This window comes from Xanthomarina gelatinilytica (genome assembly GCF_000348685.1).
Classification (GTDB): Bacteria; Bacteroidota; Bacteroidia; order Flavobacteriales; family Flavobacteriaceae; genus Xanthomarina; species Xanthomarina gelatinilytica.
Window position 1 is genome coordinate 167,772 of sequence record NZ_ANLA01000004.1, and the last position, 23,762, is coordinate 191,533.

Genomic DNA, 23,762 nt, shown 5'->3' on the forward strand with positions numbered 1-23,762 from the left:
TATTATTTTTTGTTTTTTCACAATGTTTATTGGAGAATAAATTATTAGATTTAGCTTATTAAAGTAAAAAACTACCTGTAATTTGCGTTTTATCTGATTTATTTGGTAGTTGGTCGAGTTTTTATATATTTGTTTATTATTATGCTCTAATTATCGAATGCTTATATGTGCAATTTGAAACAGTTAACCGTATTCTTTTTCCTACTTATTGGAATTCAGTCAAGTTTTTCTCAACTTGGATTTTCACATGAAATTGGAGCCATAGTAGGTCCCGTTCAATTTCGATCGGATTTTGGAGTTCGAAATGATGAAGGTACCAATTATGGAAACTCAGGATATGGAATAGGTATTGTGCACTACATCAATTTTGCCTACAGAGCAGATTGTAATTGTTATTCTACAGACACTTATTTTAACGATCATTTCAAATTAAGAAGTGAGATTTCCTTTAACAAAACCAAGCTAGATCATCATGGACAATGGGCTGATGGAAATTCGGTTGATGCTGCCAGGCTAAGAGCCCACACTGGGGAAGCCAATAATTTTGATATTGGTATGCAATTAGAATATTTCCCTTTAAGTATTCGAGACTTTATGGCTTTTGCTTACAGGTTTGCGCCTTTTGTGAGTTTAGGAGTTCATTATACATCGTACAACCCTAAGGCATATACCAATTTTATGGATCCTGATACAGGAATTGTAGATGGAAACATTAACAATGCCAACAATTTCTGGAGTGCTTGGGAACCTGGTTCCATAGACCCTTCCAAAGGGAGTACTTGGTCTGTGGTAACCAGTATTGGAGTTCGATATAAGTTAGCTCCTCTATCTGATTTGATGCTGGATTTGAGGTGGCAGTATTATGGAAGTGACTGGATAGACGGTTTAAACCATCAATTATCTTCTAACAAATATAACGATTGGCTAATCTGGTTGAATTTTGGATATATTTATTATCTGGATTAAAATTTTAAAACACATAAGACGCCAAGACATGTTCTTGGTTTTTTTTGGTTTAATTTATAGCTTGTTTTAAGTCTTCAATCAAGTCGTCTATATCTTCAATGCCAACACTTAACCTTATCAAGGAGTCTAAAATCCCTGTTTTTTCACGCGCTTCCTTGGGTATGCTGGCATGTGTCATACTTGCAGGATGTCCTGCCAAAGACTCAACACCTCCTAAAGATTCTGCCAAGGTAAACACCTTTAATGTTTCAACAATTTTAATGGCTTCTTCAAAATTATTCCCTTTGGTAGAAAATGACAGCATTCCACCAAAACCTTTCATTTGTGCTTTTGCAATTGCATGATTTGGATGATTCTCAAATCCAGGCCAATACACGTGCTCTATCTTGGGATGGTTGGATAAATATTCGGCTACTGCTTTCCCATTTTCACAATGACGCTGCATTCTTACATGTAGGGTTTTAATGCCTCGTAATACCAAAAAGCTGTCTTGAGGGCCACAAATGGCTCCACTGGAGTTTTGAATAAAGTAAAGTTTGTCTGCCAAGTCTTTATCTTTTACCACCAAAGCTCCCACAACCACATCGCTATGACCACCAAGATATTTGGTTGCAGAGTGCATGACAATATCCGCACCCAAAGTTAATGGTTGTTGCAAATAAGGGGTTGCAAAAGTATTATCAACAGCAAGAAGTAATTTGTGTTTTTTTGCTATGGCTGCACAAGCTTTTATATCTATAATGTTCATCATTGGGTTGGTTGGGGTTTCAACCCAAATAAGTTTGGTATTTTCGTTGATGTAAGCTTCTATGTTTTCAGCTTGTTGCATCCCAATAAAGTGAAACTTAATCCCAAATTTTTTATATATGGATGTAAACAACCTATAGGACCCTCCATACAAATTGTTTGTAGAGATAACCTCATCGCCTACTTGCAACAGTTTTAACACAGCATCTATGGCAGCTAAACCAGAACCAAAAGCCAGTCCGTAATTCCCGTTTTCAAGACTTGCTAAAGCATTTTCCAGGGCTGTTCTAGTTGGGTTATGGGATCTGGAATATTCATAACCTTTATGTGCTCCAGGTGTAGATTGAGTATAAGTTGAGGTTTGATAAATAGGTGGCATAACAGCGCCATATGCTGGATCGTGTTGTTGGCCTCCATGTATTGTTTTGGTGTTGAATTTCATGGGTTGTAAAGTTTTAAGCCAATAAGAAACCTGTTTGCTTTCTTATTTAAAGTTCATTAAAAATGTATGGGTAAAGCTTACCATTACAAATTAAAAAATTATTTCATACAAAGTTACTGTTTCATTCGGTCTATTGGAATGCAATAACTACCTTTAACATCATCTTAATCCTTTAGTGCCATGCGTTTTAAAATTTTTATTTATGCCATCATCATTTCTTTAATCTCACAAACTTGTAAAGAGGAAAAAACCGTGGAGTTTCAAGAAGTTACCAAAACTACAACAAACAATAAACTACTTGAAATTCACATACCAGAAGCTTCTGGAAACGATGATATTTCCAAAAACATTAATTTTTCCATCCATCAGCATGTTATAAATTCTTTAAACATAAAAGATACTGAAGCTCCAGCCTTAAAAACCATAGAAGAAAGTATTGATGCTTTTAACAATGAGTACGAATCTTTTAAGTCTGATTTTCCTGAAACCATTATCGCATGGGAAGCTCAAATAGATGGTGAAGTCATGTACCAATCTGCGGATGTTATTTCACTCTCCATTACAACCTACATGAACACTGGTGGTGCTCATGGACACTTAAATGTTTCTTTTTTGAATTTTAATGCCCAAACAGGTAAAATGTTGAAAAATGAAGACCTGTTTGAAGATTATTTAGCATTTACCAAGATTGCCAAAACGTATTTTGATGAGGAAATTGCAGATAAAAAAGACCTGTATTTTGAACCAGATAATTTTACACTTCCCGAAAATATTGGATTTAACGAAGAAGGTGTTATTTTGCTTTACAACACCTATGAAATAGCTCCATATTCTTCTGGAATGACTGAAATACAGATTCCATGGGAAGAATTACAGACTTCATTAAACTATTTATAGAGCACGTTTTAGCGCCAAGATATAACCTAAATGAATGCCTTCATGAAAATTATTGAAATCTATGGCTTCATCTACATTTGTTAAAGTGCTTTTGGTAGTAACCGTGTACTCATTATAAGTTTCAAATACGTTATTGTTGTAGTCTTCTTTTGTTTTTTCTATGGTAGAAAACAGCAAACCTTTTATCAAATCCACTTCAGCCCAAGTAACATCTTGTTCCGGTTTGGTGCCTTTTCGGTATTTTTCTACCATGTCGTTTGTTAAAAGCATTGGCAATCCAGACAAATTGTAAACCAACAATTGCTGAGTGACAATGGTATGTGCAATGTTCCAAATAATATTGTTATTAAAGCCTTTGGGAACCTTGTTGAGTTCTTCTAAAGTGAAGGTTTCTAAAAACGTTTTAAATATTGCCCTATTTTTGTTTGTAATGTCAAAAGCCCAATCCATCTTGTTATTTTTTATTAAAAGTAATTATTTTTTCAATAAAAATGGACGTTCTTTGTCAAGAGAAAATAAATGTTAACACAAAAGTTACTCACTAACGTGAGCATAAAATGAAGAAGGTCTATTATTTAAAAACTTGCAATACCTGCTTACGTATTTTAAAGGAACTAAACCTACCTTCCGGGTTTGTTTTACAAGAGATTAAAAACGAAGAGATTACTGTTAAGCAACTTGAAGAAATGAAACAGTTGGCTGGCTCCTATGAAACCCTTTTTAGTAAAAGAGCCAAGCTTTACAAAGAAATGGATTTAAAAAATCAAGACCTGAAAGAAGCCGATTACAAACAATATCTTTTGGAACATTATACCTTTTTAAGTCGCCCTGTAATTGTTTACAACAACCATATTTTTATTGGGAATTCCAAAAAAACAATCCAACTAGCCAAAGAAGCCATACATGGATAAAACCAGGATTTTTGCGCTTATTGCTGTGTTTTTGGTGCAGGTTATTTATGGTTTTACCTTTACGTTTGCCAACGATGTTATTGACGATGGATTTATAAAACCTTTCGGTTTTATTTTTATACGTGTTTTGGGAGCAGCCATTTTATTCTGGATTTTAAGTTTGTTTACTCCCAAACAACGCATAGAACCCAAAGATTTTATCATACTGTTTTTTGCCTCTGTTTTTGGTATTGCCTTAAACATGTTAACTTTCTTTAAAGGTCTTGAATATACAACTCCCATCCATGCCTCTGTAATTATGACGGTAGTTCCAATTGTGGTGTTGGTTTTGTCTGCTTTTTTCTTAAAGGAAAGAATTACCGGTTTAAAAATTATAGGGATTTTACTCGGCTTTTCAGGGGCTATAGTATTATCGGTTTACGGCAAATCCACTCACGTAGCAGATCATATTCCTCTTGGAAATTTATTGGTATTTATTAATGCTGTTTCTTATAGTATTTACCTTATTGTTATAAAAAAACTAACCAGCAAATATCATCCATTTACGTTTATAAAATGGTTGTTTTTGTTTGGGTTTATTTTGGTTCTGCCTTTTGGATATGGCGAATTTTCTACCATAGCCTGGACTTCTTTTTCACCATATATTGTGTTTTCAGTCTTATTTGTAGTGGTAGGGGCAACCTTCACCACTTATCTTTTAAACCCAATTGCCTTAAGGCATTTAAAAGCTTCAACTGTAAGTACGTTTTTATATATACAACCTGTAATTGCCAGTATTTTTGCTTTATTAATGGGAAGCGACACTATGAATTTAATTAAAATTGTAGCTGCTTGCTTAATTTTTACAGGTGTTTATTTGGTAACCAAAAAACCCAAACTATATCGTTAAATGAACCGGTTTTTTGCCAGAAACCCTTGTGTCTTCTTTTGTAAGGGTTTTATAAGCATCAGATTTTGGGAAGGTGTTTTTAATGGCCAATAACGTTTCCGGCAATTTGGTTAACTTTCTGGAGTTAAGATCCATCCAAGCACCAAGCATTTCGCAATGGGCAATGTTTTCTCCTTTTTCATTGTAAAAATTATGATCGAATTTAAAAAACATCCCATCTTCACTTAAGCCAGAAACCTCTAAACCAACAACGATTTGCTGTCCTAAAAATGCTTCTTTAAAATAATACATATGTTCATAAAACACCACAGGACCAATATGGTATTCACCCAAAGTTTTCATACTAAAACCATTTTCAACCAAAAAGGCCATTCTGGTATGACTCATAAAATTAGTATAAGCACTGTTGGCCAAATGCCTGTTGGCATCTACATCACTCCATCTAATTTCAAACTGTTTTTTGTACATCTTGCATCTGTTTTTAAAAGAACAAATTTACATTTTTATATTATGCACGCATAACAAAATTAGTGTTTTCTAAACCTCAATATTTACCTACCTTTGTAACATACTATAAATAAGTTTATGATACACTCCATGACAGGTTATGGCAAATCGGTTTTACAATTGCCAAACAAAAAAATTACCATAGAAATAAAATCCCTTAACAGTAAAAATCTGGATTTGAATGCCAGAATGCCTTCTATTTACAGAGAAAAAGAACTGTCTTTAAGAAAACTTATTGCCAACACATTGGAACGTGGAAAAATAGATTTTTCCATATATGTTGAAATTACTGGTGAAGAAACCACCACACAGGTAAACAAAACCGTTATAAAACAATACATCAAGCAACTGAAAGATATTGTGGATGGGGACGAAACCGAACTTTTAAAAATGGCTGTTCGATTTCCTGATGCCCTAAATACAGAAAGGGACGATATTGATGAAGATGAATGGCAAGCTATTTTAAATGAAATAAATGTGGCTTTAAATAATATTGACATCTATAGATTGGACGAAGGTAAAGCGCTTGAAGCAGATTTTAGAATTCGTTTAAAAAATATTGAAACCTTATTGGAGCAAGTTATTGCCATGGATCCCGAGCGTATAGAAGGTGTCCGGGAACGCTTACGTAAAGGTGTTGAAGAGTTAAAAGAAAAAGTGGATGAAAACCGATTTGAACAAGAACTGGTATTTTACATTGAAAAATTTGATATCACCGAAGAAAAAGTACGTCTAAAAAACCATCTGGATTATTTTAATGCTGCTTTAAGTTCAGACGATTCCAATGGAAAAAAACTAGGTTTTATAGGTCAGGAAATTGGTAGGGAAATAAATACCATTGGCTCTAAAAGCAACTATGCTCCTATGCAAAAACTTGTGGTACAAATGAAAGATGAACTAGAGAAAATAAAAGAACAGCTTTTAAATGTGTTGTAGATTTAAAGTTTAAAGTTCAAAAATTAAAAAATTATTCGTGACAAACAAACATCCACACAAAGGCAAGCTCATTGTATTTTCTGCTCCTTCAGGCTCTGGAAAAACAACCATTGTGAGACACCTTTTAAAACAAGACCACTTAAACTTGGAATTTTCAATTTCTGCCACTTCCAGAGAAAAAAGAGGCAATGAGGTACATGGAAAAGACTATTATTTTTTATCTGCTTCAGAATTTAAAACAAAAATTAAAAACGAGGAATTCCTGGAATGGGAAGAGGTTTACAGAGATAACTTTTATGGTACTTTAAAAACCGAAGTGGAACGTATTTGGGCAAAAGGCAAACATGTTATTTTTGATATTGATGTGTCTGGTGGTTTGCGTATTAAACGAAAATTCCCAGAAGAAACTCTAGCGGTTTTTGTTAAACCACCAAGTATAGACGAGCTTAAAATAAGATTGAAAAAACGCCAAACCGAAAGTGCAGATAAAATCAATATGCGCATTGCCAAAGCGTCTGCCGAACTTGCTACTGCTCCTTTATTTGATGTTATTATAGAAAATGATAACCTAGAAAAAGCTTTACAGGAAGCCGAGACTTTGGTGGATAATTTTTTACATATCAAAACGCTTTAAAAAATGAAAATAGGACTGTTTTTTGGTTCTTTTAACCCTATTCACGTTGGACATTTGATTATTGCCAATCATTTGGTGGAACACAGCGATTTAGACAAAGTCTGGTTTGTGGTGACACCTCATAATCCATTTAAAAAGAAAAGTACCTTACTTGACAATTACCAACGCCTGGAAATGGTTTACAGAGCTACCAAAGATTATGATTCCTTAAGTCCTAGCGATATAGAATTTAACTTACCTCAACCCAATTACACCATAAATACCTTAGCCTATTTGGAAGAAAAGTTTCCAGATTACAAATTTAGCTTGCTTATGGGCGAAGACAATTTAAAGAGTTTTCACAAGTGGAAAAATTACAAACTTATCCTGGAACAGTACCATATTTACACCTATCCTCGTCTGTCTGAAGGGACTGTAGAAACTCAATTTAAAGGTCACGAAAAAATACATCACATTCAAGCTCCCATCATGGAACTTTCATCTACATTTATAAGAAAATCCATTAAAGCTGGTAAAAATGTAAAGCCTATGCTACCAGAACATGTATGGGAATATTTGGATGAAATGAATTTCTATAAATAAAAGCGCAGCCAATTGGCTGCGCTTTTAAATAACATTACTCTTATAAACACTAAAAGCGTTTTAACATCTTTTTGGTAACCACTACCTCATTATCCATAGTTGCCTTAGCTATATATGTTGCTTTATGTAAGGCTGGCAAACTATAGGTGGCGGAATTTTCAAAACCATCCAAAACATAAACTTTTCGACCCTGTACATCATAAATTTCAAGGCTTTTTACAGGATGCATATTAGAGGTTTTAAATGTGAATTCATTATTTCCAAGCTCAATAATACTTAACTGGTTTTTCAATTCCAGAGAATGTATAGATAGGGTGTTTTCTTGAAAAACAATCTCAAAACGATCATTAAATTCTCCAACTGAAGAAGTAAACACATAATCTGAATTTGTAAGGTTATGTGTTATATTCTGATAGTTGTCCTTTAAATAAACCGTATTGTTATGTAAAAAATCACCTTCATATTTAGCCAATGTAAAGGTATATAATGTAGCTTCGTCTATTGAGGTATAAAAGCCAAGAGGGATCACCTCTTCTAAGGTCAGGCTGCTTTCTGCTTTTCCTTGAATGGCGTATATTTTTTCAGTTTCATTTTCAATAAAGGTATAAATTATGGCAGCAGCATCTGTGGATAAATTTCTTGGTGTATCATAGGAAAGTCCATCATTCCCGTTAGAGGCTCCTTGAACATAAGCCATAAGCACTTGGTTAAACGCACCATTATCAGATGACAAGCTTACCCAGAGTTTATTGGCTTGATTTTCAGTTCTAAAAAATTGGGAATTGCTTGTGTTATCTGCCACTCTCATGCTATTATTAAAAACCACATCATCGTTTGTTAAACCTTGCACAAAAAAGCCTTGTCCAGAAGGAATATACCTATTGGGAATGATTGGTTTTCCTCCAGCTATTTCTCCACTTCCAGAGTTAATGATTGCGTAATCATCACTATTAAAATTATAAACTTCGTTTCCATTATTTGTGGCATCTGGTAAAGAAGCATGAGACCAGAAATAAATGGAACCAGCTATTACAGAGCTATTCTCGGCAAAAAAGGCATCCACATCAATGGCACTAGGATATGGATTCCCAATAAAATTCCAATCGCTGTCACCGTTATCTCCATTATAGTAAATGGGTGTTGTAATGGTTCCTGTGTTAAAAGGTCCATCAAAATTATGATCGTACGTATTCCCTGAGACAAATCCAGCAGATTTTTGTGTGGCAGCGTAGCCAACTCCAGGAACCAAAACATCGGTTCCAGCAAGATTGGTCCAATCGTCACCATTATCATCCACATCGTCATGCCCTGGAACATAGGTGTTCCCATTGTCAGTTTCCATTAATACATCCAAATAATTTTGGGCATTAAACCAATATCTTCTATTGGAATTTGCAAATGCTTGGTTTGCCGTAGTGTTGCTTACCGGAGAGCTCCAATAGGTATAGTCGTACCAATTTACCAACTGGGAGGTTGTTTTATTTACCGTTGAAAGTCCTCCAGGTTTCAAAGTAAATACTCCAGAGTCTTCCACTTGAACAAAAGCGCCTTGGGTTTCTACAATTATTTGTCCATCCACAATAACGTCTGTTTTTACTTTAACAAAGGTATTGTTATCAACTGTTAAGGTTTTACCTGCATCAATATTCAGGCTCCAAGCCAATAAGTCGGAATTTGAGGAAGTTTCATAATTCCCAGATAAAGTAACAATGGTTTCAAGGTTTGGGATGCCATTGCTCCAGGTACTACCATTCCATATGGTTTCCTTTCTGGAAACTTCTCCTTCAACATTGATAATTTCATCTACCTGATTACTGAATTGCTGTCTGGTATCTGTTGGATCTGGAGCAAAGATGTGTATGGTTCCAGAATGAATTCCTACAGGCATACTGGATTTCAATCTTATATATACATCTACTGGACCCGAATCTATTATGGTATTAGGTATAATGAGCATGTTGGTAAAATTGTTATTAGCCTCTAAAGACACTTCATAACCTGTAGAAGCATTAATGGTATAAGATCTCTCTAAAGCCAACACATCGTTAATTTGAAACGATTGAGCTGCAGATGGTCCAGAGCCGTGAACATAATTAAAACCTGAAAGGCTAGTTGGAAAAAAATAGAACACAACATTTGGGATTGTGTGTGGATTGGTGTCTAAATGTGTCTTGCCAAGCCCAAAAAAAGGTAGGCATAAAACACCAATAAAGATAGGTGTGAGTAATTTTGTTTTCATAAGTAGGTTTTTTAATTGGGATATTTAACAACAAGTTAAATTTTAAAATCTAAAAAAGGTCTAAACAACAGTGTTTTTCGATGAAATGCAATAAATTGAAAGTGTTTTTTTACTTTCCAATTTGTTTTGTAGTCCTAATCACAGCCTGTTCATTCTTCCATTCAATCCATTTTTGACCTTTTATACGTCTCATGGCATTATCAAAATAGCGCATCACCAAAATATTGTATATGGCTTTACTTAAATTAAATGGGTTTCTAGGAATGGCTCTCAAGCTCAACGAGAAACCTGTGGTTACATATTTCATATAATGCCAGTAACCTTCAGGCATGTACAGCATATCTCCATGTTTTAAAGTAGTTTTAAAACCTGTTGCCTGTTTTAAAGCAGGCCATTTTTCAAGATCTGGATTTGAGAAATCAATATCTTCCCTTGTTATTAAGGAATGAGGGATTTTATATAAAAATTTGTTTTGCTTTTGGTCGAAAAGAATAATGTCTTTTTCTCCTTCAAAATGAACATGGAAAATATTTGCCAAGTCTATATCATAATGCATGAAGGTGTAGGAATCTTTTCCTCCAAAAAAGAGCATTGGGAGTTTTTTTAATAGTTTTAACCCTAAATCTGGATAGTTAAAATCGTTTTGTAGCTGTGGTACTTCTTTTAATATGTTCCAGAGAAAAATACGGTATTTGGTAGAACCGTTTTGAAGCAACTTTATGTAATCCTTTAAAGGCATTTTTGCATGAGCCTCGTTAAAACCATCTTTGCAGGATACATGTCTATCGTCGTACAAAGGAACGGTTTTGTCTCCTGCTATGTCTTTAAAATAATTGAGGTTCCATTTGGAAAAAGCTGGCCAATCTTCAATAAATTGCTCTATAACCACAGGCTTTTGCGGTTTAAAGTAACGCTTTAAAAAATCTTCTTTAGAGATAGATTTTTCACGTGGAATATCTTGAAGATTCAATTTCAACATCTATTATTTAAGAGGTTAAAAAACAAATACCATACATTACTTGAAAGTTTTTGCCTTTTCTTTAGCAATTTCGTTGCGTTCTATTTTATGGTCTGGCCTGGTCCATCTTGGTTTTTCACCCAGGGCTTGATATTGCGAGTCTGAAGCCTCAACTGTTTGGGGTTGTACTTTTTTGGTGAACGGTTTTTGAGGGTTCATTCCTAAAAGCTCAAACATTTTCATGTCTTCATTCACATCTGGATTTGGCGTAGTCAACAACTTATCTCCTGCAAAAATGGAGTTTGCTCCAGCAAAGAAACACATAGCTTGACCTTCCCGACTCATTTGAGTTCTTCCAGCACTTAAACGCACTTGTGTTTCTGGCATGACAATTCTTGTTGTTGCAACCATTCGTATCATGTCCCAAATCTCAACGGGTTTTTCATCTTCCAAAGGTGTACCTTCCACTGCAACCAAAGCATTTATAGGTGTGGATTCTGGTTGCGGATTTAAAGTGGATAAAGCCACAAGCATACCTGCTCTGTCTTCTACAGATTCTCCCATACCAATAATTCCTCCAGAACAAACCGTTACATTGGTTTTACGAACATTCTCTATGGTATCTAACCTATCTTGATAACCACGTGTGGAAATCACTTCTTTATAGTATTCTTCCGATGAGTCCAAATTATGGTTGTAAGAGTATAAACCAGCTTCGGCCAGACGCTTGGCTTGGTTTTCGGTTACCATTCCCAAGGTACAGCATACTTCCATATCCAGTTTATTAATGGTTCTTACCATTTCCAAAACTTGGTCAAACTCTTCACCATCTTTTACGTTTCTCCATGCTGCTCCCATACATACTCTGGAACTTCCCGTTTCTTTAGCACGTAAGGCTTGTGCTTTTACTTGTTGAACAGTCATTAAATCGTTGCCCTCTATGTTGGTGTGGTAACGTGCAGCTTGAGGACAGTAGCCACAATCTTCTGAGCAGCCTCCTGTTTTAATGGAAAGCAAGGTGGACACCTGAACCACATTGGGATCATGATGTAAACGATGTATGGTTGCTGCTTCGTAAAGCAGTTCCATCATAGGTTTGTTATATATCTCTAAAATCTGTTCTTTGGTCCAGTTGTGTCTTGTTTTACTCATGTTGTTAGTTTCAAGTATGGTTCAAAAATAACTTATTTTATATTGAAAAAGCTCTCAAAAAGCCCATAAAATTTTTCTGGTTCTTCCAAATACGGATTGTGAGCACTTTGCTCAAACATTACAAACTGTGCTTGTGGCATAAAGGTTTTGTACTGCACAGCAAACTCTGGAGTGGAAACACCATCATATCTGCCAGCTATAATTATGGTTTTTGCTTTAACATCTTTTAATTGTTGCCTATAATCTTGGTTGATCATACTTCCAGATACATCAAAATCGCCATCCCGACCAATAATTTCCACATACACATCATTAGCCCAACCTCTATAGTTTTCCTTTGGTGCGTTTTGTTTTAAGTTGGTATTGTGGTAATAAATATATTTGGTTGGAAAATTGCCATAAACCGTTTTTAACGGTTCTTGACTGGACACATAGCCCAGAGCACGAAGGGAATCGACTTGTTTCCATTTTTCGGGGAAATGGGTTTTAGCATAATGATTGTAGCTATCGCAATTGGCTTGCCACATGGCTCCAGAATGAAAACCATTAATCAAGACCATTTTATCCACTTGTTCTGGATATTTTATAGCATAGGCCTGAGCAGGAACCGTTCCGTAGGAATGCCCAACCAATGAGATTTTAGTATAACCAAGAACCTGTCTTAGTTTTTCAATAAGTGCTACATCGTTTTCAACGGAATATTCTGAGACATCTTTGGCATCATCACTTTTACCCCTTCCCAAGAAATCGAAAAAAACCACGGTATTGGTTTTATAGTATTGTCCGAAATTCCCTTGCATATAATCGTGGGAATTTCCCGGTCCTCCTGGTAAAAAGAAAATAGGATCGCCTTCGCCCAAGACTTCTACATTGATGTTATAACCATCAATTTCATAAAATTTGGATTCGAATTTTTCGAAAATGTTTGGATCGACTTGCGAAAAACCCAAAATGGGTAAACAAAGAAAAAAGAACAAATGTTTCATAAGTAAGATTTATAAAGGTAAATATAACTATTTCGTTAATAACACAGATACAGCATTACCACCAAAACCAACTGCATTTATTAAAACATGCTTTATTTTTTTTGGTGTTTCTTGCTCTAAATATGGTATGGAAATAAACTCTTGATGTTGTAACATGCCTAAAGCCATCTCCAAATTTAGCATGCCACTGGTTCCCAAGCTATGACCCAATTTCCACTTATTACAGGTTAAAGCTGGATGTTTATCGCCAAACACTTTTTTAATAGCAGTGAATTCTGCCAAGTCTCCTTTAATGGTTCCTGGAGTATGGGTTACAATTACATCTACTTGGTTGGGATCAAGGTTTCCTAAAGCCATGTTCATGGAACGTTGGAAGCAGATGGCCTCAGTGGAAAGAGAAACGCTATGTTCCAAGATTTCAGTGGCAAAACCTATTCCAATAATTTTTGCCAAGGCATTGGGTGTATGACCTTGCTCCAAACAAGCCATGGAGGCAGCTTCACTCAAAATCATGGTATTTTGTTTTTTATTTAAATTTAAAGCTTGACAAGGGTAAAGTTCTTCACTTTGTTCCGAATGGCAATAAATTTTAAGCGCTTGCATTTGAGCGATGGTGAATTGGGTTAAAGGTGCCTCGCTTCCTCCAACCAAAAACTTGTTACACATACCAGAATGTATCCAGGCAATGCCATTCAATAATCCATGTAATGCTGTAGAACAGGTAATGGAATGTGAAATTTCGGGGCCTTGAGTTTGTAAATCGTGAGCTACCCATGAAGAAATATTGCCCAAAGTTGTTGTTGGCGAACTTAAGGGTTTTACTTTGTCTTTTTTAAGAAAAAACTCAAAATGACTTTCAAAAAGTGCCGTTGCTCCTCTTGAAGAGCCAATATTGACTCCAAAGTTATCGGTTGTTTGCCAACCTGCTTGTTTTACGGCTTGTCTTGCGGTGTAAAGAGCAAACAAAACGGTATCATCCAAAGCTTTGTACTTGCTATCTGAAGCTCTAAGTTTTTTGATTTCCTTTTTTAACTCCTCTGGGAGTTCTGCAACTAAATTTTTATGTTTGGTAGAAAAATAATGCTGTTTATTTTTATAAGCTTGCCAAATATCTTCAGGGGTTTTCCCTAAAGGTGATAGACTTGATAAGCTGGTTATGGAAATAGGTTGAATCATTATATTGTCATGTTAAACTTCTGCCTGTTAACAGACAGTGTTTTCAGCATCTCATTTTTTTATTGATAATTTAATGTTTTTAAAGTTGGATGTAACTTTCCAATTAAATTTAATTTCCACTCTTTATGCCAATTCTTCAATTGCTTTTCCCTTGCAATTGCTTGATTAATATTGGTGATTCCTTCATTTATTTAATATGTAATTGTAACTTATTTGCATACCAAATATATGACACTGAAACGAGTTAAGTGGAGGTTCCATTTTTCCATGAACCTTGCAAATTTAAACTATTGACAAAGCTTCTTCAATGGTTTGATAGACTTTTTCCAATTGTGCATTTGAAATTACATAAGGCGCTTGAATGTATATGGTATTTCCCAATGGACGAAGGAAAACACCCTGTTCCATAAAAAATTGAAACAGTTTGTCCCTTAAATTACCATACCTGGACATTTCAGTATTTAAATCCAGAGCAAAAATAACGCCTCTCTGTCTGGTAGATTTTACTTTGGGATGTTGTTTTATACGTAAATTAAAAGCTTCGTGTGAAGCAGTAATTCGTTTGATGTTCTTTTGCATGTCTTCTGATTGCAACAACTCCAGGCCTGCCAAAGCAGCTGTACAGGCTAATGGATTTGCAGAATAAGTGTGTCCGTGAAATAAGCCTTTGCCAATATCATCGCTATAAAAAGCATCATAAACACCTTGCGAACAAGATGTGATGGCCATAGGCAATAAACCAGCAGTTAAAGCTTTGCTTAAACACATAATGTCTGGCTTGATTTCCATATAGTCTGAAGCAAAGTGTTTTCCAGTTTTACCAAAACCAGTCATCACTTCATCAGCTACTGTTACAATGTTGTTCTCTTTGCAAAATTTCAATATTAGCTCTAAGCCTTCACCGTCGTGCATTTTCATAGCAGCAGCTCCTTGAACCAAAGGTTCGTAAACAAAGCCTGCTACTTTATGGTTTTTTATAATGTTACGAAGAGAGTTTATTATGGTGTCATGATTGGTTCCATTGGGTGTAGGGATTCGTTTCACATTTAAAAAAAATTCCTCGAAAGGACCGTTGTAAACCGATAATCCAGACACACTCATGGCACCAAAGGTATCGCCATGAAAGCCATCTTCAAAAGCAATTAAGGTGTTGCATGTTTTTCCTTGGTTAAAATGAAATTGCAAAGCCATTTTAATACCTATTTCAACTGAGGTGGATCCATTGTCATTAAAAAACAATTTGTTTTGATTTTTTGGTAAAACCTGGATTAAAGCTTCCGATAATTTAACTGCTGGCTCATGTGTAAACCCACTAAATACTACCTGATCCAACTGCTGCATTTGTGCAGAAACCCGATTGGTAATATACTCGTTACAATGTCCGTACATGCAGGTGTACCAAGATGCAATGGCATCTAAATATTCCTTGCCATCTTCGTCTGTTAACACGCAACCTTTGGCTTTGGTTATGGCAATGGCTTCTGGATGCAATTTGTGTTGCGTTAATGGATGCCAAAGATGTTTTTTATCCCGTTCTTTTAGTGTCATAAGCGTTATGCTGAACTGGTGTCAGCATCTCATAATTTTGGTTTGTTCTTTTAAAGTTTTTTACAGTTATCCTCCAGAATGTCCAACAACTAATTTCTTACTGTTTTGTAACACTGATACCAATTAGTATGACAAAAATTACAGATTATCTTTAAACCTTTCTGCATATTCCAAAACCACATTCTTATCAAAGTAAGGCTCCTCGTCTATTCTTCCTATAATTGGAACTTTTGTCATTTTTTTGATGATGGCTTCGGTTGTTTTATGTTCGTTTCCACTGAAAATAAGGGACACCTGAAAGCCTTTTTCTTTCAACAGATTTACTGTTAACAGTGTGTGATTGATGCTTCCTAAATAATGTCTGGAAACCACAATAACATGGTATTCTGGTTTTATAAGGTTTAAAATGGTTTGTGTATTATTTATTGGTACCAGCAAGCCTCCAGCGCTTTCAATAACCAGGTGGTTCTTGGTTTTTGGTGCTATAATGTCTTTTAAAGTTATGGAAACACCTTCTATTTCTGCTGCTGCATGAGGACTCATGGGTGTTTTTAATGCAAAGCTGTTTGGGTGGAATTTGGATTGTTTATTGGACACCAAGCGTTCCACCTTATGAGTGTCTGAATGATCCAATTCCCCAGCTTGAATGGGTTTCCAATAATCGGCTTGAAGGGCTTCCACTAAAATGGCCGAAGCCATGGTTTTACCAACCTCTGTTGAGATTCCCGTTACAAAATAGGTTTTCATGAGTTTATAATTGTTTCATGTATTAATCTTTATTGTTTTTTAATTGTCATAAGGAACACCCAATTAACATTCTGCTTCAAGCTTAATAATTAAAAACCTGATCATGCGAGTTTTTTTTTAAATCGAATTCGGTTTGGCAAGCTTCACATCGATACTTGTGCCTGGTATAAAATGGAAGCCCCGAAAACAGGACACCAAAAATAAACCATATTAATGATTTGGCATCTTTAATTGTAGAAAAGAGTTCTATTTTTTGGCTTTGGCAATTGGGACAGTTTATGGAGTTTCCTTCGTCGTCCATGGAATATGTTCTTATGGATTCCAAAATGTTTATTGCTTCTTCGCTTTGATATGAATACACTTTTAACTTGACACCTCCTATGGCATTACTTATCAATGGGTCTGTATCTATGGTTAAATGATCGGAAAGAAACACGTCAATACCTTCAGCTTCCAAACGTCCTTTTATGATTTGTGCTTCAGAGGAATACTGAAATCTGGCAATGGTTTTAAATGTCTCTGTCATATATTTAAAAGTTTGGCTAAAAGCTGGATGACTTCCTTAATTTCTGTTTCAGAATTAAAACTATGCAAACAAAAACGTAATCGTTCTTTTCCTTTTGGAACAGTTGGTGACAGAATGGGTTTCACATCAAATCCTTTTTTTATAAGCTGATTTGAGATGGCTTTAACGTTTTCGTTACCTAAAATCAAACAACTCTGTATGGCTGATTGACTCTCTATAAAATGATTTTGCAAGTTGTTTTTTAAGATTTCCTCTTTAAACAAGGTAATATTCTCTTTTAGTTTGGAGATTTCATGCGTTTTTGGCAACTCGATGTAAACCGATTTGATTGTCATTAAGGAGTGAGGTGGTAGTGCTGTGGTATAGATAAAGGGTCTTGCAAAGTTTATTAAGTATTGGGTTAAAGCTTTACTTCCCAAAATAGCTGCTCCATGACTTCCCAAGGCTTTTCCAAAGGTGATGATTCTTGCAAAAACGTCATTTTCCAAACCCAATTCCTGAAGCAACCCTTCGCCATTTTTACCAAAAACACCTGTAGCATGGGCTTCATCTATAACAAGATAGGCTTGGTGTTGTTTGCTTATGTGAATTAAAGAAGCAATATCAGGAGCATCGCCATCCATGGAAAAAACAGATTCGGTAACCACGTAAATTACAGATGGATTATGCTGAACTCCTGCCTTGTCTGTAGATAAGCGTTTTAGCATCTCATCCAGATGCTTTAAATCGTTATGCCTATATTTATAGGATTTTGCATGGCTCATGCCAATTCCATCCCTTATGGATGCGTGAATATATTCATCGTATAAAATAATGTCACCACGTTGAGGGACTGAAGAAAAAAATCCTAAATTGGCATTGTATCCTGAATTAAAAATCAAAGCTGACTCTGCTTGGTGAAACTCACACAAGGTCTTTTCTACTTCGTTATACAACTCGTAATTTCCAGACAGCAAACGGGAGCCAGTAGCGCCATTTCTGGTAAGGTTACTGGTTTCCAAATAACGATGTGTCATGTCGAAAATCTCCTTCAAGTTTGAAAACCCTAAATAATCGTTGGAAGAAAAATCTATCAAATGGTGTTGTGTGCCCAATTTGCGCAACATGTTATGGGTTTTACGCTCATTTATTTTGTCTTGAAGTTTTTTAGGAAACATGCCTCAAAGATACGAAAGACCTATAATGTTTTAAAAACCTTGCTGGTCTATTTTTGGAAGTAAAAAACATCGTATCTTACAACCTTAAATTTATTTTTATGCAAAAGTTTGAATTCACGCTATTGGTGTTCTTTTTTTCAATATTGGTAAAGGCCCAAGTATCCTCAAGTTATGTTATTTCATTTGAAAATGCTGTACATCACGAAGCTAGCATTCAAGCCACTTTCACAGATTTACAATCGGATAAGGTGGTCTTTAGAATGGCAAGGTCGTCTCCAGGGCGTTATGCCATTCATGAATTTGCCAAAAACGTTTACAATGTAAAAGTAACCGACAGCCAAGGAAAGGTCTTGGAAACCACACGCCCAAATCCGTATGTTTGGAATGTCTCGGGACACGATGGTACCATTCGTGTAAGGTATACCTTGTTTGCAAATCATGGCGATGGCACCTATGCACAAGTAGATGAAACACATGCGCACTTAAACATGCCTGCTACTTTTATGTATGTGCCTGAGTTGTCGGAAAACGAAATGCAAGTGACTTTTAAGGTTCGGGAAGATTTAAACTGGAAGGTTGCTACACAATTAAAACATTTGGAAGGCACTACCTACCATGCAAAAAACTTGCAGTATTTTATGGATAGCCCTACAGAAATTGCCAACTATAGCTTGCGTTCTTTTCAAGTAGAAGACCAAACCATTACATTGGTACTTCATGACGATGCAGCCTCAGAAGCAGACATCAACACGTATTTTAATTACATAAAAAAGGTAGTTCTACAACAAAAAGCTGTTTTTGGTGAGTTGCCAACTTACGATTATGGCGAATATACTTTTTTAGCTTGTTATATGCCTAATGCCAATGGAGATGGTATGGAACATAGAAATTCCACTTATGTAGTGAGCACACGTAGTTTGGCAAATGGAGGCATAGACCAAAATATTGGAACCGTTTCGCATGAGTTCTTTCACTGTTGGAATGTGGAACGTATTCGTCCTAAAACCTTGGAACCATTTAATTTTGAAGAAGCCAACATGAGTGGTGAACTTTGGTTTGCAGAAGGTTTTACAAGCTATTACGACGATTTAACCTTATGTCGGGCAGGAGTTATCTCGCAAGCTAAATACATTACTGGTTTAACAGGTACTTTTAATTATGTATGGGATTCTCCTGGTCGCAATTATTTCAATCCAATTGAAATGAGCTATCAAGCGCCTTTTGTGGATGCAGCCAAATCGGTTGATGAAACCAATAGGGAAAATACTTTTATTTCTTATTATTCTTATGGAAGTATGTTGGGCCTGGCTTTGGATTTGTCCTTAAGGGAAAAAAACCTAAACCTGGACGATTATATGAAGCTGGTTTGGCAAACCTATGGTAAAACCCAAACCTACTATACTATAGACAACCTAAACCAGACTTTAAATGAGTATGCAGGAAAAGACTTTGGGAACAGGTTTTTTAACAATTATATTTACAACTCTGAGATGCCAGATTTTAAAAAGCTTTTCAAAACGGTTGGTGTTTTACTAAGCCAAGACACCACAAAAGTAGCTTTTGGTGCCTTTGTAAGACATGGCAAAATAATGAGCAATCCCAAAAATAACTCTACTGCTTATAAGGCTGGGCTTCAAAAAGGAGATAAACTTTTAAAGATTGGCAACACAGAGCTAACTGATGACACAAACCTAAAAGACTTACTAAATACCTATAAAGTGAATGATAAAGTTGAGGTGGTTTTTGATCGTTTTGGAAAAACCAAAACCACCAAGTTAACGCTTTTGGCCGATACCTCTTATACCATTTCTTTAGTGGAGGCAGATAAAAAACCATTGGATAAAAAACTAAAAGCCAATAGAGAAAACTGGTTGGGCAAGAAATAGGAAGATTAATAAAAAATGCCTTAAAACTATAATTGGTTCTAAGGCATTTAAAATCTCTTTTACATTTAGGTTTTGCTTTTAATTCAAATTAAAAACAGCACCAACATTAAAGGTAAACTGATTGTTTAATTTTTCAGCATAGGTTAAGTCGTCGTTATTGTATTTTGCAATAGGGAAAGCTGCTTCCGTAAACAGTCCGAAACCTTTGGAGAAGAAATATCTTGCTCCTAGGTGACCACCAAAATTCTTTAAACTAAAATGGATACCAGGATATAAATCAAAATTTTCATCAATGTTTAAAACGCTTCCAATGTTGGCATTAAAACGTGCTTTTACATCAAAGCGATCCTCAAAACCAGCATCAGTAACACTTGCAACCCCTAAGGCGTACGAAGATACCACACCTATGGAAAAATTCTCGCCCAAGCCATAATCGTAACTCATATAAAGTCCGGTTGCATGTTCTTGAAAACTAGCTCCAATTTGCATTTTTTGATCTCCAGATCCAGTAAAAGCTTGTCCGTTTACTAAATATGCTGAGAACAGACAGGCTATCATCATTATTTTTTTCATCATTCGTGTTTTATTGTTTTTATTATTGAAGCAGCAAATATAAGTCTTAAGTTTTAAATACATTTCTTTGATCTGTTTTTTAATTCGCATAAAAAAACGCCAACTTCTTAAAGCTGACGTTTTTACTATTGTATCATAAAATTTTAATCCAAAGCAGGAATACGCAATACTTGTCCAGGATATATTAAATCTGGGTTTTTAAGCATGGGCTTGTTAGCTTCAAAAATAACAGGATATTTCATGGCATTTCCATAATATTTTTTAGCTATTTTTCCTAAGGTATCACCACTCACCACAGTATGAAACTGCGCTTCTGGTTCTGGGTTTTCAACCGTCATCTGGTCGTCTACAGTAGCTATTCCATTAGAATTCCCAACTACCAAAACCACTTTTTCTTTGGTCGCTTGGTCGTAAGCTGCTCCAGTAATGGTAGCTTTGTCGTCCAAAATATGAATGTTTAGGTTTTTAACTTCCAATTGTAAATCATTAACGGTTTCCATGAGGTTATTGGCTGCTGCCTTTTCTGAGTTCAGTTTGGCTTCGGCTGCATCTGCTGCTTTATCTGCAGCTTCTTCGGCACGTGTTTTTCCTATTCCAAAAACTTTGGCTCCTGCATCTTTAATAAATGAAAATAATCCCATAATCTGTTGTGTTTTAAGTGTTTTTAAATATTTATATAAAGTTCAATAATTTCTTTTAAAAATCCTATTATTTTGATGGCAAACCCAATAAAAAAAGAAACTGTTTGAGGTTTTTAGGCTCTAAACAGTTTCTTTACCAACTAACTTAACTAACCAAATCTTATATTTATACTCTAGTGTTTTCTCTAGGGTTTTCTTTTCTTTCGTTTTTAAACTTACGCATTTTAGGACTTTCTGTTTTCTTACCTTCTGCTGTTTTCATATACTGGATATAGCCTCTTCCTGCAAACTCGTAAGTAGTTCCGGAAGCAGTGTGAAACAATCTAATTAATGCATCGTTTTCAACACTTAGCTCAAAAAATTCGCTTCCATAGTAATCATAATTTAGGCTTAAGGTTTTTAAATACATGTTTCCAGAGACATTGTTCACTCCATATACTCCTGTATAATCCCAATAAATATTATCTGGATTGCCAACACCTACATCTTGGGAGCTTCTAAATTCTGAGTCGTTGCCTCCTGCCAAAAATTGCAGGTAATTCTCGTTGTCAAACTCGTTGATATCTCCTGTTGGACTTGTATATACTTTTTCCCAGGCTTCATACTCCTGCAAGAAGTAATGGATGTTATCGTAAAACACATAATCATAATCGAATGTTGCACGTTGATAGCCTCTTAAAAAATATGAGGTATCGTTGTATGGATTATACAATTCTATGGTGTTGGCGTTTATTTGGTAGACATCGAAGGTTTCGTATCCATCAATAACATGGTATACATCCAGGATGTTATTATAAGCATCGTAATTGCCTACTGGAATTCCAAAACCGTTTCCTTGACTGCCAAAACCCACCAAATTGTTATTGGCATATAATGTTCCGTTTCTAAAGGATACCGTAAAAGCTATTTGCAGAAAAGGCGTTTGACCATACCCAATGGTTTGGTTAATATCTACATACCACAACTCGTAAGAACCCAATAACTGATTTAAGGATATGGAAGGTGGTGGATTGTAATTGTTTATATAATCATCATCTGTGTAACAGGATGTGAATAAGCTTGCTATTATGGCAAATCCTAAAAGTAGTTTTAACGTTTTCATAAGCCTTCATTTTTTAGTTCTGTTGTCAAACAGTTCAAAACACGTGCCAAAAATTTTTAGGCTTTCATTTTAAACCCTTCAAAAGAGGTAATTTTTATGTATTTTTGATTCTTGTAAATTTGAGAACAAATATGGAAAAGCCATTAAAATATGCCGTTTTTGGTTCAGGGAGTTGGGCAACAGCCATAGTAAAAATGTTGTGCGAAAATTTAGATGAAGTAGGTTGGTATATGCGCAGCGTGTACACCAAGGAGCACTTAATCAAGGAGCAACACAACCCAAGTTATCTAAGTTCGGTAGAATTTAAAATAGAGCAGTTAAAGTTAAGCAACGATATTAACGAAATGGCAGCTTATGCCGATGTGTTGATTTTTGTTATTCCCTCTGCTTTTATGTATTCTGAATTGGAAAAACTAACGGTTAATGTGTCTGAAAAAACCATAGTTTCTGCCGTAAAAGGAATTATTCCAGAGTCTGGCTTGTTGGTAGGTGAGCATTTTCATGATATTTACAACGTTCCTTTAAAAAATATAGCTGTTATTGCTGGGCCTTGTCATGCCGAAGAAGTAGCCTTGGAGCGTTTATCTTATTTAACCATTTCTTGTGCAGATGCTAAAAAAGCACAGGAAATTGCCGATAAACTATCCAGTAATTACATTAAAACAAAAATTAGCGACGATGTTATTGGTACCGAATATGCTGTGATGCTTAAAAACATTTATGCCATTGCAGCAGGAATAGCCCATGGCTTGGGTTATGGCGATAATTTCCAGAGTGTTTTAATGAGCAATGCCATTAGGGAAATGAAACGCTTTATAAAGAAAACCCACAAAATGAAGCGTAATATTAACAACTCGGCTTATCTAGGTGATTTGTTGGTAACAGGTTACTCTGTGTTTTCCCGAAACCGTATGTTTGGGAACATGATCGGGAAAGGCTATACCGTAAAATCTGCACAAATGGAAATGAGCATGGTTGCCGAAGGTTATTATGCCACCAAAAGTGCTTATTTAATAAACGAAAAGAGCAAAAAGAAAACCCGTTTGCCCATTATCAAAGCTGTATATGCCATATTATATGAAGGCAAAGACCCAAAAATAACATTTAGGAAGTTGGCTGATAAGTTGGATTAACTCCAAGCTACTTTTCCAGGAATATGTTACTTTACCAAAACCCCTTTCACATCCATTAAAGGAATAGGTTGTAAGGCTTTTAAATTAATGGTGTTTTTTCTGAACAGAAAGGTTTTATCGTACATAGTGTTCCCTTCAAAAAAAGATACTTTAAAGGTATTGTTTAAAGCAAACAGTTCTTCCTGCATCAATTCTATCTTGGCATAGTTTTTAGCAGGAAGCCGTTCTAATTTTTTTCTAAAGGTGGATGTTATTTTACCCTCGTTATAACCACTGGTAACTATAAGCACCATCTCTAAATCAACATCTTTATTGTTTATAATATAGGCATTCCAGTCTTGGCTGTTGTAAATTTCGTTATACTCGTTTACAACAGCTATATAAACGTTTTCTACTTTTGGAATAAAAATGTCTTTTTTCATAGGTC

Annotated in this window: 25 protein-coding genes; 9 read left to right on the forward strand and 16 right to left on the reverse strand. The window is 35.4% G+C overall.

Annotated elements, in window-relative coordinates; genetic code table 11:
• Positions 1-165: 165 nt before the first annotated feature.
• The gene (locus D778_RS01345) at positions 166-966 is read left to right on the forward strand and encodes a THC0290_0291 family protein (RefSeq protein ID WP_040491194.1); all 801 of its coding nucleotides are present in this window, start codon (positions 166-168) and stop codon (positions 964-966) included.
• A gap of 49 nt (positions 967-1,015) precedes the next feature.
• Here the strand turns inward: D778_RS01345 and D778_RS01350 are convergent, their stop codons facing one another.
• Positions 1,016-2,155, reverse strand: a complete 1,140-nt coding sequence (locus D778_RS01350) for a cystathionine gamma-synthase (RefSeq protein WP_007646989.1) — start codon at positions 2,153-2,155, stop codon at positions 1,016-1,018.
• A 180-nt stretch (positions 2,156-2,335) separates the two neighbouring features.
• On the opposite strand from D778_RS01350, the gene D778_RS01355 reads away from it, so the two are divergent.
• Complete coding sequence (locus D778_RS01355; protein WP_007646991.1) at positions 2,336-3,052, forward strand: DUF3298 and DUF4163 domain-containing protein; 717 nt, start codon at positions 2,336-2,338, stop codon at positions 3,050-3,052.
• Here the strand turns inward: D778_RS01355 and D778_RS01360 are convergent.
• Positions 3,047-3,502: a DinB family protein gene (locus D778_RS01360; protein ID WP_007646992.1), complete on the reverse strand. Its 456-nt coding sequence runs from the start codon at positions 3,500-3,502 to the stop codon at positions 3,047-3,049. The genes D778_RS01355 and D778_RS01360 overlap by 6 nt on opposite strands.
• Positions 3,503-3,609: 107 nt before the next feature.
• Between D778_RS01360 and D778_RS01365 the strand changes: the two genes are divergently transcribed.
• Together D778_RS01365 and D778_RS01370 are read left to right on the forward strand one after the other, a co-directional pair.
• Positions 3,610-3,963 carry an arsenate reductase family protein gene (locus tag D778_RS01365; protein WP_007646993.1) on the forward strand — a complete coding sequence of 118 codons (354 nt, stop codon included), beginning with the start codon at positions 3,610-3,612 and terminating at the stop codon, positions 3,961-3,963.
• Complete coding sequence (locus D778_RS01370; RefSeq protein ID WP_007646994.1) at positions 3,956-4,852, forward strand: DMT family transporter; 897 nt, start codon at positions 3,956-3,958, stop codon at positions 4,850-4,852. Before D778_RS01365 ends, D778_RS01370 begins: the two co-directional genes overlap by 8 nt.
• On the opposite strand, the gene D778_RS01375 is transcribed toward D778_RS01370, so the two are convergent.
• Positions 4,841-5,320 (reverse strand): acyl-CoA thioesterase, encoded by a 480-nt coding sequence (locus tag D778_RS01375; protein WP_007646995.1) that lies wholly within the window; start codon positions 5,318-5,320, stop codon positions 4,841-4,843. The two genes, D778_RS01370 and D778_RS01375, sit on opposite strands and share 12 nt — an antisense overlap.
• Before the next feature lie 117 nt (positions 5,321-5,437).
• On the opposite strand from D778_RS01375, the gene D778_RS01380 reads away from it, so the two are divergent.
• Genes D778_RS01380 through nadD form a run of 3 tightly spaced genes read left to right on the forward strand, consistent with a single transcriptional unit; the run spans position 5,438 to position 7,511 of the window.
• Positions 5,438-6,295 carry a YicC/YloC family endoribonuclease gene (locus D778_RS01380; protein ID WP_007646996.1) on the forward strand — a complete coding sequence of 286 codons (858 nt, stop codon included), beginning with the start codon at positions 5,438-5,440 and terminating at the stop codon, positions 6,293-6,295.
• Between the two features lie 37 nt (positions 6,296-6,332).
• Entirely contained in the window at positions 6,333-6,929 is a 597-nt protein-coding gene (gene gmk, locus D778_RS01385) for a guanylate kinase (RefSeq protein WP_007646997.1), read from the forward strand.
• 3 nt (positions 6,930-6,932) lie between these two features.
• Positions 6,933-7,511, forward strand: coding sequence for a nicotinate (nicotinamide) nucleotide adenylyltransferase (nadD, locus tag D778_RS01390; protein ID WP_007646998.1), 579 nt, complete (start codon positions 6,933-6,935; stop codon positions 7,509-7,511).
• A gap of 49 nt (positions 7,512-7,560) precedes the next feature.
• On the opposite strand, the gene D778_RS01395 is transcribed toward nadD, so the two are convergent.
• The 9 genes from D778_RS01395 to D778_RS01435 all read right to left on the reverse strand — a co-directional run bounded on the left by D778_RS01395 (position 7,561) and on the right by D778_RS01435 (position 18,000).
• Entirely contained in the window at positions 7,561-9,750 is a 2,190-nt protein-coding gene (locus D778_RS01395; protein WP_007646999.1) for a T9SS type A sorting domain-containing protein, read from the reverse strand.
• A 109-nt stretch (positions 9,751-9,859) separates the two neighbouring features.
• The gene (locus D778_RS01400) at positions 9,860-10,729 is read right to left on the reverse strand and encodes a cupin-like domain-containing protein (protein ID WP_007647001.1); all 870 of its coding nucleotides are present in this window, start codon (positions 10,727-10,729) and stop codon (positions 9,860-9,862) included.
• Positions 10,730-10,765: 36 nt separating this feature from the next.
• Positions 10,766-11,860, reverse strand: a complete 1,095-nt coding sequence (gene bioB, locus D778_RS01405) for a biotin synthase BioB (RefSeq protein WP_007647003.1) — start codon at positions 11,858-11,860, stop codon at positions 10,766-10,768.
• 32 nt (positions 11,861-11,892) lie between these two features.
• A complete protein-coding gene (locus D778_RS01410; protein ID WP_007647004.1) occupies positions 11,893-12,846 on the reverse strand; it encodes an alpha/beta fold hydrolase in 954 nt (317 codons plus the stop codon).
• Positions 12,847-12,873: 27 nt separating this feature from the next.
• Positions 12,874-14,022: a beta-ketoacyl synthase N-terminal-like domain-containing protein gene (locus D778_RS01415; protein ID WP_007647007.1), complete on the reverse strand. Its 1,149-nt coding sequence runs from the start codon at positions 14,020-14,022 to the stop codon at positions 12,874-12,876.
• Positions 14,023-14,304: 282 nt separating this feature from the next.
• Positions 14,305-15,570, reverse strand: a complete 1,266-nt coding sequence (gene bioA, locus D778_RS01420; protein WP_007647011.1) for an adenosylmethionine--8-amino-7-oxononanoate transaminase — start codon at positions 15,568-15,570, stop codon at positions 14,305-14,307.
• A 138-nt stretch (positions 15,571-15,708) separates the two neighbouring features.
• A complete protein-coding gene (gene bioD, locus D778_RS01425) occupies positions 15,709-16,317 on the reverse strand; it encodes a dethiobiotin synthase (protein WP_007647016.1) in 609 nt (202 codons plus the stop codon).
• Positions 16,318-16,399: 82 nt separating this feature from the next.
• Positions 16,400-16,843, reverse strand: a complete 444-nt coding sequence (locus tag D778_RS01430) for a putative signal transducing protein (RefSeq protein WP_007647018.1) — start codon at positions 16,841-16,843, stop codon at positions 16,400-16,402.
• Positions 16,840-18,000 carry an aminotransferase class I/II-fold pyridoxal phosphate-dependent enzyme gene (locus D778_RS01435; RefSeq protein ID WP_007647020.1) on the reverse strand — a complete coding sequence of 387 codons (1,161 nt, stop codon included), beginning with the start codon at positions 17,998-18,000 and terminating at the stop codon, positions 16,840-16,842. Before D778_RS01435 ends, D778_RS01430 begins: the two co-directional genes overlap by 4 nt.
• A gap of 98 nt (positions 18,001-18,098) precedes the next feature.
• Between D778_RS01435 and D778_RS01440 the strand changes: the two genes are divergently transcribed.
• Entirely contained in the window at positions 18,099-19,886 is a 1,788-nt protein-coding gene (locus D778_RS01440; RefSeq protein ID WP_051052629.1) for a M61 family metallopeptidase, read from the forward strand.
• A gap of 78 nt (positions 19,887-19,964) precedes the next feature.
• Here the strand turns inward: D778_RS01440 and D778_RS01445 are convergent, their stop codons facing one another.
• From D778_RS01445 to D778_RS01455, 3 genes are all read right to left on the reverse strand, one after another.
• On the reverse strand, positions 19,965-20,459 hold the full coding sequence (locus tag D778_RS01445) for a DUF6646 family protein (protein ID WP_040491199.1): 495 nt from the start codon (positions 20,457-20,459) through the stop codon (positions 19,965-19,967).
• 143 nt (positions 20,460-20,602) lie between these two features.
• Positions 20,603-21,100: a peptidoglycan-binding protein LysM gene (gene lysM, locus D778_RS01450; protein ID WP_007647026.1), complete on the reverse strand. Its 498-nt coding sequence runs from the start codon at positions 21,098-21,100 to the stop codon at positions 20,603-20,605.
• A 166-nt stretch (positions 21,101-21,266) separates the two neighbouring features.
• On the reverse strand, positions 21,267-22,202 hold the full coding sequence (locus tag D778_RS01455) for a hypothetical protein (RefSeq protein WP_007647027.1): 936 nt from the start codon (positions 22,200-22,202) through the stop codon (positions 21,267-21,269).
• Positions 22,203-22,333: 131 nt separating this feature from the next.
• Here D778_RS01455 and D778_RS01460 point away from each other — a divergent pair, with 131 nt between their 5' ends.
• Positions 22,334-23,335, forward strand: coding sequence for an NAD(P)H-dependent glycerol-3-phosphate dehydrogenase (locus tag D778_RS01460; RefSeq protein ID WP_007647029.1), 1,002 nt, complete (start codon positions 22,334-22,336; stop codon positions 23,333-23,335).
• Positions 23,336-23,361: 26 nt separating this feature from the next.
• On the opposite strand, the gene D778_RS01465 is transcribed toward D778_RS01460, so the two are convergent.
• Positions 23,362-23,757, reverse strand: a complete 396-nt coding sequence (locus D778_RS01465) for a hypothetical protein (protein ID WP_007647031.1) — start codon at positions 23,755-23,757, stop codon at positions 23,362-23,364.
• Positions 23,758-23,762: the final 5 nt, after the last annotated feature.

Coding starts and splice junctions, on each gene's coding strand:
- D778_RS01355 (WP_007646991.1), top strand. CDS start 2,336: ATGCGTTTTAAAATTTTTATTTATGCCATCATCATTTCTTTAATCTCA.
- D778_RS01365 (WP_007646993.1), top strand. CDS start 3,610: ATGAAGAAGGTCTATTATTTAAAAACTTGCAATACCTGCTTACGTATT.
- D778_RS01430 (WP_007647018.1), bottom strand. CDS start 16,843: ATGACAGAGACATTTAAAACCATTGCCAGATTTCAGTATTCCTCTGAA.
- D778_RS01350 (WP_007646989.1), bottom strand. CDS start 2,155: ATGAAATTCAACACCAAAACAATACATGGAGGCCAACAACACGATCCA.
- lysM (WP_007647026.1), bottom strand. CDS start 21,100: ATGGGATTATTTTCATTTATTAAAGATGCAGGAGCCAAAGTTTTTGGA.
- bioB (WP_007647003.1), bottom strand. CDS start 11,860: ATGAGTAAAACAAGACACAACTGGACCAAAGAACAGATTTTAGAGATA.
- D778_RS01380 (WP_007646996.1), top strand. CDS start 5,438: ATGATACACTCCATGACAGGTTATGGCAAATCGGTTTTACAATTGCCA.
- D778_RS01370 (WP_007646994.1), top strand. CDS start 3,956: ATGGATAAAACCAGGATTTTTGCGCTTATTGCTGTGTTTTTGGTGCAG.
- D778_RS01465 (WP_007647031.1), bottom strand. CDS start 23,757: ATGAAAAAAGACATTTTTATTCCAAAAGTAGAAAACGTTTATATAGCT.
- bioD (WP_007647016.1), bottom strand. CDS start 16,317: ATGAAAACCTATTTTGTAACGGGAATCTCAACAGAGGTTGGTAAAACC.
- D778_RS01410 (WP_007647004.1), bottom strand. CDS start 12,846: ATGAAACATTTGTTCTTTTTTCTTTGTTTACCCATTTTGGGTTTTTCG.
- nadD (WP_007646998.1), top strand. CDS start 6,933: ATGAAAATAGGACTGTTTTTTGGTTCTTTTAACCCTATTCACGTTGGA.
- D778_RS01435 (WP_007647020.1), bottom strand. CDS start 18,000: ATGTTTCCTAAAAAACTTCAAGACAAAATAAATGAGCGTAAAACCCAT.
- D778_RS01395 (WP_007646999.1), bottom strand. CDS start 9,750: ATGAAAACAAAATTACTCACACCTATCTTTATTGGTGTTTTATGCCTA.
- D778_RS01345 (WP_040491194.1), top strand. CDS start 166: ATGTGCAATTTGAAACAGTTAACCGTATTCTTTTTCCTACTTATTGGA.
- D778_RS01415 (WP_007647007.1), bottom strand. CDS start 14,022: ATGATTCAACCTATTTCCATAACCAGCTTATCAAGTCTATCACCTTTA.
- D778_RS01455 (WP_007647027.1), bottom strand. CDS start 22,202: ATGAAAACGTTAAAACTACTTTTAGGATTTGCCATAATAGCAAGCTTA.
- D778_RS01360 (WP_007646992.1), bottom strand. CDS start 3,502: ATGGATTGGGCTTTTGACATTACAAACAAAAATAGGGCAATATTTAAA.
- D778_RS01375 (WP_007646995.1), bottom strand. CDS start 5,320: ATGTACAAAAAACAGTTTGAAATTAGATGGAGTGATGTAGATGCCAAC.
- D778_RS01460 (WP_007647029.1), top strand. CDS start 22,334: ATGGAAAAGCCATTAAAATATGCCGTTTTTGGTTCAGGGAGTTGGGCA.
- bioA (WP_007647011.1), bottom strand. CDS start 15,570: ATGACACTAAAAGAACGGGATAAAAAACATCTTTGGCATCCATTAACG.
- D778_RS01440 (WP_051052629.1), top strand. CDS start 18,099: ATGCAAAAGTTTGAATTCACGCTATTGGTGTTCTTTTTTTCAATATTG.
- D778_RS01445 (WP_040491199.1), bottom strand. CDS start 20,459: ATGAAAAAAATAATGATGATAGCCTGTCTGTTCTCAGCATATTTAGTA.
- D778_RS01400 (WP_007647001.1), bottom strand. CDS start 10,729: ATGTTGAAATTGAATCTTCAAGATATTCCACGTGAAAAATCTATCTCT.